The organism is Streptomyces sp. T39 (assembly GCF_008042045.1).
In the GTDB taxonomy this organism is placed as follows: Bacteria; Actinomycetota; Actinomycetes; order Streptomycetales; family Streptomycetaceae; genus Streptomyces.
Genome location: NZ_RDBP01000012.1, coordinates 2,505,192 through 2,518,214 on the forward strand (window position 1 = coordinate 2,505,192; position 13,023 = coordinate 2,518,214).

General features: G+C 72.2%; 11 protein-coding genes and 1 riboswitch. Of the genes, 5 read left to right on the forward strand and 6 right to left on the reverse strand.

Annotation, left to right across the window (positions count from 1 at the left end):
* The first annotated feature begins 122 nt into the window (after positions 1-122).
* From EAO77_RS12470 to EAO77_RS12490, 5 genes are all read left to right on the forward strand, one after another.
* Positions 123-1,463, forward strand: a complete 1,341-nt coding sequence (locus tag EAO77_RS12470; RefSeq protein WP_261993876.1) for an HD-GYP domain-containing protein — start codon at positions 123-125, stop codon at positions 1,461-1,463.
* Complete coding sequence (locus tag EAO77_RS12475) at positions 1,460-2,791, forward strand: HD domain-containing protein (protein WP_261993877.1); 1,332 nt, start codon at positions 1,460-1,462, stop codon at positions 2,789-2,791. The genes EAO77_RS12470 and EAO77_RS12475 overlap by 4 nt, the downstream gene beginning before the upstream one ends.
* A 172-nt stretch (positions 2,792-2,963) precedes the next feature.
* Positions 2,964-3,944 carry a tetratricopeptide repeat protein gene (locus tag EAO77_RS12480; protein ID WP_147988065.1) on the forward strand — a complete coding sequence of 327 codons (981 nt, stop codon included), beginning with the start codon at positions 2,964-2,966 and terminating at the stop codon, positions 3,942-3,944.
* An 81-nt stretch (positions 3,945-4,025) separates the two neighbouring features.
* The gene (def, locus tag EAO77_RS12485; RefSeq protein ID WP_147988066.1) at positions 4,026-4,667 is read left to right on the forward strand and encodes a peptide deformylase; all 642 of its coding nucleotides are present in this window, start codon (positions 4,026-4,028) and stop codon (positions 4,665-4,667) included.
* 219 nt (positions 4,668-4,886) lie between these two features.
* Complete coding sequence (locus EAO77_RS12490; protein ID WP_147988067.1) at positions 4,887-5,624, forward strand: D-Ala-D-Ala carboxypeptidase family metallohydrolase; 738 nt, start codon at positions 4,887-4,889, stop codon at positions 5,622-5,624.
* Positions 5,625-5,698: 74 nt separating this feature from the next.
* On the opposite strand, the gene EAO77_RS12495 is transcribed toward EAO77_RS12490, so the two are convergent.
* From EAO77_RS12495 to EAO77_RS12520, 6 genes are all read right to left on the reverse strand, one after another.
* Positions 5,699-6,721, reverse strand: coding sequence for a ribonucleotide-diphosphate reductase subunit beta (locus tag EAO77_RS12495; RefSeq protein ID WP_147988068.1), 1,023 nt, complete (start codon positions 6,719-6,721; stop codon positions 5,699-5,701).
* On the reverse strand, positions 6,712-9,066 hold the full coding sequence (locus EAO77_RS12500) for a ribonucleoside-diphosphate reductase subunit alpha (RefSeq protein WP_147988069.1): 2,355 nt from the start codon (positions 9,064-9,066) through the stop codon (positions 6,712-6,714). Before EAO77_RS12500 ends, EAO77_RS12495 begins: the two co-directional genes overlap by 10 nt.
* Before the next feature lie 157 nt (positions 9,067-9,223).
* A riboswitch (cobalamin riboswitch) is annotated at positions 9,224-9,302 on the reverse strand.
* Between the two features lie 89 nt (positions 9,303-9,391).
* On the reverse strand, positions 9,392-9,889 hold the full coding sequence (locus tag EAO77_RS12505; protein ID WP_147988070.1) for a GNAT family N-acetyltransferase: 498 nt from the start codon (positions 9,887-9,889) through the stop codon (positions 9,392-9,394).
* Positions 9,890-9,986: 97 nt separating this feature from the next.
* Positions 9,987-11,621 (reverse strand): monocarboxylate uptake permease MctP, encoded by a 1,635-nt coding sequence (mctP, locus tag EAO77_RS12510; protein ID WP_147988071.1) that lies wholly within the window; start codon positions 11,619-11,621, stop codon positions 9,987-9,989.
* On the reverse strand, positions 11,618-11,890 hold the full coding sequence (locus EAO77_RS12515) for a DUF3311 domain-containing protein (protein ID WP_147988072.1): 273 nt from the start codon (positions 11,888-11,890) through the stop codon (positions 11,618-11,620). Before EAO77_RS12515 ends, mctP begins: the two co-directional genes overlap by 4 nt.
* Positions 11,891-12,175: 285 nt before the next feature.
* Positions 12,176-12,940 (reverse strand): GntR family transcriptional regulator, encoded by a 765-nt coding sequence (locus EAO77_RS12520; protein WP_147989098.1) that lies wholly within the window; start codon positions 12,938-12,940, stop codon positions 12,176-12,178.
* Between the last annotated feature and the right edge of the window lie 83 nt (positions 12,941-13,023).

The window sequence follows — 13,023 nt, forward strand, 5'->3', positions numbered from 1 at the left end:
GTCGTGCTCCCGTCACCTGCCCCCGTACGGCAGTTCACCCGTACGGGGGAAAACCACCCGTAATGCCCCGGCCCGCTCCGCGTCTCGCTAGCGTGACGCGGGAGTCGAGGAGGACGCGGGCAGTGACGGCCATACCGAAGGCGGCACACGCCGTCATCTGCGCTGCCGCCCTCGGGGCCGCCCTGTGCGCCGCGCCCTCGGTGACCGAGCCCGGCGCCCCCTGGAGCGCCGTCGCGCTGCTGGCCGCCGTGTACGCGGTGTGCGAACTGCCCGGCCGCGGCATCGGCCGCGGCGCCCCCGCCGCCGTCGGGGCGGGTTCCTTCTTCCCCGTGCTCCTCGCCGCGGCCTTCCTGCTGCCACCCGCCGCCGCGGCCCTCGTCCCCGTCCCCGGCGCGCTCCTCGGCGCGATGGACGGCACCGGCACGGCGCCGTGGGCCCGCCGTGTCTGGCACGCCGCCGAACTCGCCCTCGCCACCTGGGCGGCCGCCCACGTCCACCGGCGGCTCGGCGGCGCCACCGCCCTGGACGCACCGGACTTCCCGTACGTGCTGCTGCCCGTGCTCGCCGGGGCCCTCGCCTCCGGTCTCGTGCTCGCCGTCCTCGACACCGTGATCCGGGCGAGCGCGGAGCGCACGCCGCTCGGCCGGGGCGCGCTGCGTCCGCTCGCACCGGCTCCGCACGCCGTCCACGGACTGGCCGGGCTCATGATGGCCGTGCTGTGGCGCAGCTCCTACGGCCCGGTGTCCGCGCTCTTCGTGCTGCTGCCGATGTACATCTCCTGCTGGATCTTCGCGCAGTACCACCGCGAACGGGCGGCGCACCGGGCGACCATCCGGGCCCTGGTGCAGGCCGTCGACCTCAAGGACCGCTACACCCGCGGCCACAGCGAGCGGGTCGGCCGCGCCTCCGTGCTGATAGCCCGTGAGCTGGGCATGCCCGAAGGGCGCCTGGAGACGATCCGGTTCGCCGGGATCCTGCACGACGTGGGCAAGCTCGGCGTACCGACCAGGGTGCTCCGCAAGGACGGGCCGCTGACGCCGGAGGAGCGGCGGATCATCGAGCTGCACCCCGAGTACGGGCACGAGATGGTCCGCGGCATCGGCTTCCTCGGGGAGGCCCGGGCGGCGATCCTCCACCACCACGAGCGGCTGGACGGCAGCGGCTACCCGTACGGGCTCTCCGGCGACGGCATCCCCGAGTCCGCCCGGGTGGTGGCCGTCGCCGACGCCTTCGACGCCATGACGTCCACCCGCTCCTACCGGCGTTCGCGTCCGGTCGGGGACGCCCTCGTCGAGCTGCGGCGCTGCGCCGGCACCCAGTTCGACCCGCGGATGGTGGGTGCCCTGGTGCGCGCCCTGGAGCGGGAGGGCTGGGAGACGGCGGTCACCTCCGACGAGCCGGGGCCCCTCCGGGCAGCGCAGCGGGAGGGCGCCGCGGACGCGGGCAGGTCGAGGTCCGGATGAGGGCCGCGGCGGCGGGAGCGCACGGGGCGGTGCGGGAGGCGGCCGTGCCCCGGGGGCTCGTCGTCCCCGTCGTCCACGCCGTGGCCCTGCTCCTCGCCGCCTGGGCCGTGACGGCCACGGTCCGCACCGGACTCGCCGATCCGGCCGACGCGCTGGCCTTCGGCGTCTTCGTGGCGGTGGGCGAGCTGGCGCGCTGGAGCGCTCCGGCGGACGCGGGGCCCGCCGCGGTGCCGCGTGAGCCGTGGGGGAGGGAGCCCGCTCCGCTGGCCGCCGCCGGATCCCTCGCGTACGCCCTGCTCGGCGAGTGCGCCGGGCGCCCCACCGGCCACGGCGTCCTCCAGGTCGTCGCGGTGGTGCTGGCCGCCGCACTCGTGGGCGCGGTGCCCCGGGTCGCCCGCGGGGACGTCGCCGTGCCCGACCAGGTGGCCCGGCGGGTGCTGACCGCCGCCTTCGCCGCCGCCTGCTTCCAGCCCCTCTACAACGCGGGCACGCTGGACGAGGAGCTCGGCCACGGCCCCGCGTACGCCCTGTTCCTGCTGGTGCTGCTGGGGCTGACCGCCCTGTGCGACGCCGTGCTCGCCGCCGCCCTGCTGGGGGCCCGCACCGGGTGCCCCTTCGGGTCCGCCCTGCGCGAGGAGGTGCGGGAGCTGCGGGGCATAGGCCCCGCGGTGTGCGCGACGGGGGCCGTGATGGCCCTGGCGGTCGCGGTCGCGGGCCTGTGGGCGCTGCCGGTGTTCTGCGTCCCCCTGCTGCTGACCCAGCTGGCGCTCCGCCGGTACGCGGCCGTCCGCACCACGTATCGCCAGACCATCGTCTCGCTGGCCCGCGCCACCGAGGTGGCCGGCTACACGCCCGCGGGCCATGCCCGCAGGGTCGCCGCGCTCAGTGTCGCCGTCGGCCGCGACCTGCGGCTGTCCGGTCCGGAGCTGACCGTGCTGGAGTACGCGGCCCTGATGCACGACATCGGCCAGCTCTCCCTCGTCGACCCGGTGCCCGGCGGCGCCACCGCCCCGCTGCCGGCCGCCGAGCAGCGCCGTATCGCCCTGCTCGGCGGCGCGGTCGTCCGGACGACCGGGGTCCCGTCCGCGGTGGCGGCCGTCGTGGAGCGCCAGGCCGATCCGTACCGGGAGCAGCCGCTCGCCGCGAGAATCGTCCGGGCCGCCAACGCATACCAGGACCTGGCCGGGGGAAGCGGAGCCAGTGCGGGAGGAGCTCTCGCGGCACTGGAACAGCTGCGTCTGGGGACCGGGCACGACTACGCGCCCGCGGTCGTCGAGGCGCTGGCCCGGGTGCTCGGCAGGAGCGCGGGGCCCGGGGCGGCCCGCTGAGGGCGGGCCCGGTACCCGGTCCGCGGCAAGGGGTGGACCCTGCTCCCACCGGGGTAACCCATGGGTAATGAGCGAGCCTGCGACCGGGCATGGTTGGATGCGAAAGAAGGCACTGAAGCAGGTGCACAGGCATGTCCGGGGCCCTGGCCCGAGCGACCGGCAGGCGGGAATCGTGAAGATCTTCGGGAAGGTACGGCATCGGCCCTCCGCCTCGTGGCGGCAGGCCACCGACCGCGCGTTCACGCTGATCGGCGACGGCCGGTACGAGGACGCGGGCGCGCTGCTGACGAGGGCGGCGGACCTCGAGCCGTGGCTCTCCGAGTCCTGGTTCAACCTGGCGCTGCTGCACAAGTTCCGGCACGACTGGGAGCAGGCCCGGGCCGCCGGGCTGCGAGCGGTCGCCCTGCTCGACAAGGAGGCCGGCGCTCCCGACTGGTGGAACGTCGGCATCGCGGCCACCGCACTCCAGGACTGGCCGCTGGCCCGCCGCGCCTGGCAGGCGTACGGGCTGAAGGTCCCCGGCGCGGTCGCTGCGGGCGCCGAGCCCGTCGGCATGGACCTGGGCAGCGCCGCGGTGCGGCTGTCGCCCGAGGGCGAGGCCGAGGTGGTCTGGGGCCGACGGCTGGACCCGGCCCGGATCGAGGTGCTCTCCATCCCGCTGCCGTCCTCCGGGCGGCGCTGGGGCGAGGTCGTCCTCCACGACGGCGTGCCCAACGGCGAGCGGACCACCAGCGCGGGCCCCTCCTACCCCGTCTTCGACGAGATCGAGCTGTGGGCGCCGTCACCCGTGCCGACCTGGGTGGTGCTGCTGGAGGCTGCCACCGAGGCCGACCGGGACGCCCTGGAGAAGCTGGCGGCCGACGCGGGCTTCGCCGCCGAGGACTGGTCGTCCTCCGTGCGGCTGCTGTGCCGGGCCTGCTCCGAGGGCCGGATGCCCAGCGCCGAGGGCGAGGGCGAGCACCTCGACCCCCACGACCACAGCGAACCGGGCCACCCCGGCCCGCTCGGCCACCGCACCGCCGGGGACCTCTGGTCGCCGGAGCGCGAGTGCGGCATAGCCGCTCCCCCCGGACTGGTGCGCGGGCTGCTGGACGGCTGGGTCGCGGACAGCCCGGACTCCAGGGAGTGGCGCGATCTCGAGGAAGTCTGCTGACCGCTGCCCGTAGGCTGTACGGACACAGCGTGACCGGCAGCGGGCCGGATTTGCGGTACGGAGAAGGGCGCAGAGGCTGACATGGCGTCGCAGCAGTCGCAGCAGCAGACGGACGAGCAGGTGAACGACGGTTTCGTCGTCGACACGGAGAACTGCGAGGAGCGCGAGCTGGCGTACCGCGAGCGCGGCACCTCGCGTCCGATCACGGTGGTCGGCAACCCCGTCCTCCACACGGAGTGCAAGGACGTCACGGAGTTCGACGACAGCCTCGCCTCCCTCATCGACGACATGTTCGCCAGCCAGCGCGCCGCCGAGGGCGTCGGGCTCGCCGCCAACCAGATCGGTGTCGACCTCAAGGTCTTCGTCTACGACTGCCCCGACGACGACGGTGTCCGTCACGTGGGCGTCGTGTGCAACCCGGTGCTGGAGGAGCTCGCCCCCGAGCTGCGCAACCTCGACGACTCCAACGAGGGCTGCCTGTCGGTCCCGACCGCCTACGCCTCCCTCGCCCGGCCCGACTACGCGGTGGTGCGCGGCCAGGACGCGCAGGGGAACCCGATCAGGGTCCGGGGCACCGGCTACTTCGCCCGCTGCCTCCAGCACGAGACGGACCACCTGTACGGCTACCTCTACATCGACCGGCTCTCCAAGCGGGACCGCAAGGACGCGCTGAAGCAGATGGCCGAGGGCACCCCGCGCTACGAGGTCGTCGCCAACGACTGACGCGTACGGATCCGGCGAAGGGCCCCGCTCACCTGGAGCGGGGCCCTTCGTGCGCGGTGCCGGGCCGGGCGGTGTGAGGAGGCTGGGCGTCCGCCCGCGGGCGCCGTCGTCGCCGGAAGGCCATCGAATGGTCAAGTCCCAGTGTTTCGCGGGGTGTTGACGCGCGTAGCGTGTCACGCCAGTCTCTTGCGTACACCGCTTTCACAACAGGGAGACGCAATGCTGAGACGAACGGCACGACTTCTGTTGTCCATGGTCATGCTCGCGGTCGCCGGGCTGGCCGGCGTCGTCGCCACTGCCGGATCGGCCCAGGCCGACGACTGCTACACCTGGTCCAGGACCCTCTCCCAGGGGGCCAGCGGATCCGATGTCACCCAGCTCCAGATCAGGGTCGCCGGCTACCCCGGCTACAACGCCGTTCTCGCCATCGACGGCTCGTACGGCCCGGCCACCGCGGCCGCCGTCAAGCGCTTCCAGGCCGCGTACGGGCTGGCCGCCGACGGTGTCGCCGGTCCCGCCACCTTCAGCAAGATCTACGCCCTGCAGGACAGCGACTGCACCCCGGCGCACTTCACCTACGCCGAACTCAACACCTGCAACTCCACCTGGGCGGGCGGTGCGGTGAGTGCCGCCACCGCCAAGTCGAACGCGCTGCGCACCATGTGGAAGCTGGAGGCCCTGCGCCACGCGCTGGGCGACCAGCCGATCCGGGTGACCAGCGGTTTCCGTTCCACCGCCTGCAACAGCGCGGTGGGCGGTGCCTCCAACAGCCGCCATCTGTACGGTGACGCGGCCGACCTCGGCTCCGGCCCGCACTCGCTGTGCACGCTGGCCAAGCAGGCCCGCAACCACGGCTTCAACGGGATCCTGGGCCCGGGCTACCCGGGTCACGACGACCACGCCCATGTGGACCACCGCCCCAGCAAGTACTGGTCGGCGCCCACCTGCGGCGTCTGACCGGACACGGACGGACCGGGGCCCGCACCTCCCCCCCCGTGGGAGGTGCGGGCCCCGGCGCACACGGGCGCGGATCAGAAGTCGTCGTCGAAGGCGACCGAGCCCTCCACGGCGACCTGGTAGGCCGACGGGCGCCGCTCGAAGAAGTTCGTCAGCTCCTGCACACCCTGCAACTCCATGAAGGAGAACGGGTTCTCGGAGCCGTACACCGGCGCGAAGCCGAGGCGGGTCAGACGCTGGTCCGCCACGCACTGGAGGTACTCGCGCATCGACGCCGTGTTCATGCCCGGCAGCCCGTCGCCGCACAGGTCGCGGCCGAACTGGAGCTCCGCCTCCACGGCCTCCTTCAGCATCTCGGTGACCTGGCGGCCCAGCTCGTCGTCGAAGAGCTCCGGCTCCTCCTTGCGGACGGTGTCGACGACCTCGAAGGCGAAGTTCATGTGCATCGTCTCGTCGCGGAAGACCCAGTTGGTGCCGGTCGCCAGCCCGTGCAGCAGCCCGCGGGAGCGGAACCAGTAGACGTAGGCGAACGCTCCGTAGAAGAAGAGGCCCTCGATGCAGGCCGCGAAGCAGATCAGGTTCAGCAGGAAGCGGCGGCGGTCCGCCTTCGTCTCCAGCCGGTCGATCTTCTCCACGGAGTCCATCCAGCGGAAGCAGAACTGCGCCTTCTCCCGGATGGACGGGATGTTCTCCACCGCGGCGAACGCCGCCGTGCGGTCCGCCGGGTCGGGCAGATAGGTGTCCAGCAGCGTCAGGTAGAACTGGACGTGCACGGCCTCCTCGAACAGCTGGCGGCTCAGATACAGCCGTGCCTCCGGGGAGTTGATGTGCTTGTAGAGCGTCAGCACCAGGTTGTTCGCCACGATCGAGTCACCCGTCGCGAAGAACGCGACCAGCCGGCCGATCATGTGCTGCTCACCGGGGGTGAGCTTCGCGAGGTCGGCGACGTCGGAGTGGAGGTCGACCTCCTCCACGGTCCAGGTGTTCTTGATCGCGTCCCGGTAGCGCTCGTAGAAGTCGGGGTAGCGCATCGGACGGAGGGTCAGCTCGAACCCGGGGTCCAGCAGGTTCTTCTCGGCGGGGGTGGTCACTGGCATGCCTCGCAGGACTCGGGGTTTTCGAGGGAGCAGGCGACGGCCTCCTCGGGTGTCGCCTGCACGGGTACGGGAACGGCGGCGGACGCGGCACGGGCGATACGGGTCGCCGGGCGCGAGCGCAGGTAGTACGTCGTCTTCAGGCCCTGCTTCCAGGCGTACGCGTACATCGACGACAGCTTGCCGATCGTCGGCGTCTCCAGGAACAGGTTCAGCGACTGGCTCTGGTCCAGGTACGGGGTCCGGGCCGCGGCCATGTCGATCAGGCCGCGCTGCGGGACCTCCCATGCCGTGCGGTACAGGGCACGGACGTCCTCGGGCACCCAGGTGAAGCCCTGGACCGAGCCGTTGGCGTCGCGCAGCGCCTCGCGGGTCTGCGCGTCCCACACCCCGAGCCGCTTGAGGTCGGCCACCAGGTACGAGTTGACCTGGAGGAACTCCCCGGAGAGCGTCTCGCGCTTGAAGAGGTTGGAGACCTGCGGCTCGATGCACTCGTAGACGCCCGCGATCGAGGCGATCGTGGCGGTCGGCGCGATGGCGAGCAGCAGGGAGTTGCGCATGCCGGTGGCGGCGATCCGGGCGCGCAGCGCCTCCCACCGCTCGGGCCAGGCCCGCTCGGTGTCGTAGTGGTCGGGGTGCAGCACGCCGCGCGCGGTACGGGTCGCGGACCAGGCGGGCAGCGGGCCGTGGCGCTCTGCGAGATCGGCGGAGGCCTCGTAGGCGGCCAGCATGATCCGCTCGGCGATCCGCGTCGACAGGTCCCTTGCCGCAGGGGAGTCGAACGGCAGCCGCAGCTTGAAGAAGACGTCCTGGAGCCCCATCGCGCCGAGGCCCACCGGGCGCCAGCGGGCGTTCGAACGGCCGGCCTGCTCGGTCGGGTAGAAGTTGATGTCGACGACCCGGTCGAGGAAGGTGACCGCGGTCCGCACGGTGGCGTCCAGCCGCTCCCAGTCGATGCCGCCCGACGCGGTGTCCACGAACGCGCCCAGGTTGACCGACCCCAGGTTGCACACGGCCGTCTCGCCGTCGTCGGTGACCTCCAGGATCTCGGTGCACAGGTTGGACGAGTGCACGACGCGGCCCGCCTCCGCCGTCTGGTTGGCGGTGCGGTTGGCGGCGTCCTTGAAGGTCATCCAGCCGTTGCCGGTCTGGGCGAGGGTGCGCATCATCCGGCCGTACAGGTCCCGGGCGGGCAGCGTCCGCCTGGCCAGACCGGCCGCCTCGGCCGCGCGGTACGCGGTGTCGAAGGCGTCGCCCCACAGGTCGACCAGCTCGGGCACGTCGGCGGGCGAGAACAGCGACCACTGGCCGTCCGTGTCCACCCGCCGCATGAACTCGTCGGGGATCCAGTGCGCCAGGTTGAGGTTGTGGGTGCGCCGGGCGTCCTCGCCGGTGTTGTCCCGCAGTTCCAGGAACTCCTCGATGTCCGCGTGCCACGTCTCCAGGTAGACCGCGGCGGCCCCCTTGCGCCGGCCGCCCTGGTTCACGGCCGCCACCGAGGCGTCGAGCGTCTTGAGGAACGGCACGATGCCGTTGGAGTGCCCGTTGGTGCCGCGGATGAGCGAACCGCGGGCGCGGACCCGCGAGTAGGAGATGCCGATGCCGCCCGCGTGCTTCGACAGCCGTGCGACCTGGTGGTACCGGTCGTAGATGGAGTCGAGCTCGTCCAGTGGGGAGTCCAGCAGGTAGCAGGACGACATCTGGGGGTGGCGGGTGCCGGAGTTGAAGAGGGTGGGGGAGGACGGCAGGTACTCCAGCCTGCTCATCAGCCGGTACAGGGCGGCGACCTCGTCCAGGGCCCGCGCGGTGTCGTCCTCGGCGAGACCGGCCGCGACCCGCAGCAGGAAGTGCTGCGGGGTCTCGACGACGTTGCGGGTGAGGGGGTGGCGGAGCAGGTAGCGGCTGTAGAGGGTGCGCAGGCCGAAGTAGCCGAAGCGGTCGTCCGCCGCCGGGTCGATCAGTGCGTCCAGCCGGGCGGCGTGCAGGGCGGCGAACGCGGCCGTGCGGTCGGCGATCAGACCTTCGCGGTGGCCCACCGCCACGGACGCGGAGAACGAGACGGCCCCTTCGCCCGCGGCCTCCTCGGCGATGGCACGGGCCAGCAGCCGGGCGGCGAGCCGGGAGTAGGCCGGGTCCTCGGAGATCAGACCGGCGGCCGCGTCGATGGCCAGGGAGCGCAGCTCGGCCTCGTCGGAACCGCTGTGCCGGCCGCGCAGCGCGGCGGCGGCGACCCTGCCGGGGTCGGTGTCGGGCAGGTCGGCGGTGAGGTCGGTCAGCATCCGCAGCAGTGCGGTGCCGGGGCCGTCGTGCTGCGTGGCTGAGACCGGATCGGCGGGCGCGATGGTCACGGTGGTGCTCTCCCTCGCTCGGCTCCGGTCCGGCGGGAGGAGGGAGGGGCCGTGAACGGACATGCCGGGACGGCACCGCGCACGGCGTCCACCGGCCCAACCGCGAGGCCCGGACGTCTGGGCGCCCGGATCGGTCGAACCGGGCGCACCGTCGGCAGGTCGTCGGACTCGCGGGTGCGACAAAGCGCACCACAGCACACCGTTGCGGGACAGTTCCGGATTCGCACCGGATTCCCCTGCGGCGACAGCGAGATGAGCATACATGTGGGGGCGGGGTGCTGAGTGTGCCCCCACATGTTGTGTCCTCGCTGTGCCGCCGGGGCGTTCAGAGCTCCAGGGCGTACGTCAGCAGCGGGACCGAGGGGATGGGCGACCAGTCCCGTTCGGGGGTGCGCACGAAGCCCAGCCGGCCGTATATCCGGTGGGCGGCGTGCATGGACGACTGCGTCGACAGCACCAGCCGCACGCGCCCCAGCGCCCGTGCGCGGTCCACGCAGACCCGCACCAGTGCCTCGCCCACCCCCCGCCCGCGGGCCTCCTCGGCCACGGCCAGCGTGCGGAACTCGGCCTCACCGGGGCCGGCGACGTCGGCGTAGGGACCGCCCGCCGGGACGAACGCCACACCGCCCAGCAGCGCGCCGCCCCCGTCCACGGCGACGTGGACCTCGGTGTGCGCCGCGCGCCCCGCGACGTCCCGCAGCACCTCCAGATAGGGGTCCTCCTCGCCGAAGTCGAGGAGCCCGCCCCGCAGATAGGCCCGTGCCGTCAGTTCCCCCAGTGGCCCGTACTCGCCCGGCTCGATCCGCCTGATGGTGATGTCCATGACGGGCAGTGTGCATCAGGGGACGACGGAGGGCCGCCGCATTTCCCCGCGCGGACGCGGGGTGCGACGGCCCTCCCATGGCCGGTGGCGCGGTGGTTCAGTGACCGCCGGGCGCGCCCGCGGTGGCGGGCGGGAGCTCGGTCTTCACACCCGGGTCACCCGCGTCCGCCGTGTAGTCGGACGGGCTGGTCTCGTCCACGCCGTCGGGGGCGCCGGCGGCCCGCAGCACGAAGGTGAGGACCACGGTGACCACGAGATTGAGCACGAAGGCCGTGAGGCCGATGTAGCCGATCTCGCCGATCCCGGGGATCTCGGCCGAGGAGCCGCCGAAGTGCTTCTGGGTCGGGCTGGCGACGCCGTAGGCGGCGGCCGTGCCGTAGACCATGCCGACGGCCCAGCCGCCGATCAGCGCCCAGCGGTGGAACCAGCGGGTGAAGAGGCCGCCCACCAGGGCCGGGAAGGTCTGGAGGATCCAGATGCCGCCCAGCAGCTGGAAGTTGATCGCCACCGTCTTGTCCATGGTGAGGACGAAGGCGAGGGCGCCGACCTTGACCAGCAGCGAGACCAGCTTGGAGACCTTGGTCTCCTGGGCCGGGGTCGCGTCGGGCTTGAGGAAGTCCTTGTAGATGTTGCGGGTGAAGAGGTTCGCCGCGGCGATGGACATGATCGCGGCGGGCACCAGCGCGCCGATGCCGATCGCGGCGAAGGCGACGCCCGCGAACCAGTCCGGGAACATGTTCTCGAACAGCTGCGGGATGGCCAGCTGCCCGTTGGCCACGTTGACGCCGGCCGCGATGGCCATGAAGCCGAGGAGCGCGAGCAGTCCCAGCATCAGGGAGTACAGCGGCAGGATCGTGGTGTTGCGGCGGATGACCTCACGGCTGCGCGAGGAGAGCGTCGCCGTGATCGAGTGCGGGTACATGAAGAGGGCCAGGGCGGAGCCCAGGGCGAGCGTCGCATAGCCCCAGTGACCGGCGTCGCCCGGCACAAGGGCGCCGACGGGCTTGCCGGTTGCCTCGTTGACCTGGGAGAACTTCTCGTTCGCCGCGGAGAAGATGGCGTCGAAGCCGCCGAGCTTGATCGGGATGTAGATGATCGCCACGGCGATCACCAGGTAGATCAGGGTGTCCTTGACGAAGGCGATGAGCGCCGGCGCCCGCAGTCCCGAGGAGTAGGTGTACGCCGCGAGGACACCGAAGGCGATCAGGATCGGCAGGTCCTTGATGAACCAGTGGGTGTTCTCGCCGCCGCCCACGCCCATGACGTCCAGCACGGCCTGGATGCCGACCAGTTGGAGGGCGATGTACGGCATGGTCGCGAGGATGCCGGTGACGGCGACCGCCAGCGACAGGCCCTTGGAGCCGAAGCGGCCGCGGACGAAGTCCGAGGTGGTGACGTAGCCGTGCTTGTGGGAGACCGACCACAGGCGCGGCAGGAAGGTGAAGATCAGCGGGTAGACCAGGATGGTGTACGGCACGGCGAAGAAGCCGGCCGCGCCCGCCGCGTAGATGGCCGCGGGGACGGCGACGAAGGTGTACGCCGTGTAGAGGTCGCCGCCGAGCAGGAACCAGGTGACCCAGGTGCCGAACGACCGGCCGCCGAGGCCCCATTCGTCGAGGCTGTTCTCGTTCTCCGCCTTGCGCCAGCGCGCGGCGAGGAAGCCCATGACCGTGACGGCCAGGAAGAAGAAGATGAAGACGGCGAGTGCGACGCCGTTCACGCCGTCCTTCACTGCGACGCACCTCCCTTGCGGGCGCGCTGGTCACGCTGCCACAGCTTGTAGGCGACCATGGTGAGGGCGGTCGAGACCACGACCCAGACCATCTGGTACCAGTAGAAGAACGGGATGCCGATGAGGACCGGGTCGGTCTTCGCGTACGAACCGACCCAGAGCATCGCCACGAACGGCGCGATCAGGCACAGGGCGATGACCACGCGCACGGGGGTGACGACGGGTGGTTCTGTGTGCGGCGCAGGTGGCGCCTCGGGCTCTGCGGACATGTGGCTCCGTCCCCTCACTGGTTCCACGGATCACCTTGCGTAACGGGCAGGAAATCTAAGGGACGTGTGCCCTCCACGGAACCCCCGCCCGGATAACGGACGGATGACGACCACTGGGCGCTCCAGGGGGACCGCTGGGCGCTCGGGAGTGACCGTTCGTCCCGGCCGTTCCCCCTGTCGGCGCAGGGTGCGGCCAAGGGGCGAGGCCGTGGAACGGCGACAGCCACGCCGGTCGGGCGTGGCTGTCGGGGCGCCCGCAGGACGGGCGGAGGGGGAGCGGCCGGGTCAGTCGGTGGGCCGCTTGAGGCGGGCGACGAACTTGTAGCGGTCGCCGCGGTAGACCGAGCGGACCCACTCCACCGGCTCGCCCCGGGCGTCCAGCGAGTGGCGCGAGAGCATCAGCATCGGCAGGCCGACGTCGGTGCCGAGCAGTCCTGCCTCGCGGGGCGTCGCGAGCGAGGTCTCGATGGTCTCCTCGGCCTCCGCGAGATGGACGTCGTACACCTCGGCGAGGGCCGTGTAGAGGGACGTGTACTTGACCAGGCTGCGGCGCAGCGCCGGGAAGCGCTTGGCGGACAGGTGGGTGGTCTCGATCGCCATCGGCTCGCCGCTCGCCAGCCTCAGGCGCTCGATGCGCAGCACGCGGCCGCCGGCGGAGATGTCGAGGAGGCCCGCGAGGGTGTCGTCGGCTGTGACGTATCCGATGTCCAGCAGCTGAGACGTGGGCTCCAGACCCTGGGCGCGCATGTCCTCGGTGTACGAGGTCAGTTGCAGCGCCTGCGACACCTTGGGCTTGGCGACGAAGGTGCCCTTGCCCTGGATGCGCTCCAGCCGGCCCTCGACGACCAGCTCCTGGAGGGCCTGGCGCACGGTGGTGCGGGAGGTGTCGAACTCCGCCGCGAGCGTGCGTTCCGGCGGCACGGGGGTGCCGGGGGGAAGGGTCTCCGTCATGTCCAGCAAGTGCCGCTTGAGCCGGTAGTACTTGGGCACGCGCGCGATGCGGGTGCCTGGTCCGCCCTCGGGCTCCGTGCCGTTCCCGTCCGAGGCCATGGCCTGCCTTTCCGACTGCTGCGCTCGTGCCGTCACCGGCTCCTCCGTCTGTCGCGGCTCACATGGTGGCACGGACCGGTCAC

Excerpts from the sequence above, each read along its gene's own strand:
- EAO77_RS12475 (WP_261993877.1), top strand. The coding sequence starts at position 1,460 with ATGAGGGCCGCGGCGGCGGGAGCGCACGGGGCGGTGCGGGAGGCGGCC.
- def (WP_147988066.1), top strand. The coding sequence starts at position 4,026 with ATGGCGTCGCAGCAGTCGCAGCAGCAGACGGACGAGCAGGTGAACGAC.
- EAO77_RS12490 (WP_147988067.1), top strand. The coding sequence starts at position 4,887 with ATGCTGAGACGAACGGCACGACTTCTGTTGTCCATGGTCATGCTCGCG.
- EAO77_RS12495 (WP_147988068.1), bottom strand. The coding sequence starts at position 6,721 with ATGCCAGTGACCACCCCCGCCGAGAAGAACCTGCTGGACCCCGGGTTC.
- EAO77_RS12505 (WP_147988070.1), bottom strand. The coding sequence starts at position 9,889 with ATGGACATCACCATCAGGCGGATCGAGCCGGGCGAGTACGGGCCACTG.
- EAO77_RS12515 (WP_147988072.1), bottom strand. The coding sequence starts at position 11,890 with ATGTCCGCAGAGCCCGAGGCGCCACCTGCGCCGCACACAGAACCACCC.
- EAO77_RS12520 (WP_147989098.1), bottom strand. The coding sequence starts at position 12,940 with ATGGCCTCGGACGGGAACGGCACGGAGCCCGAGGGCGGACCAGGCACC.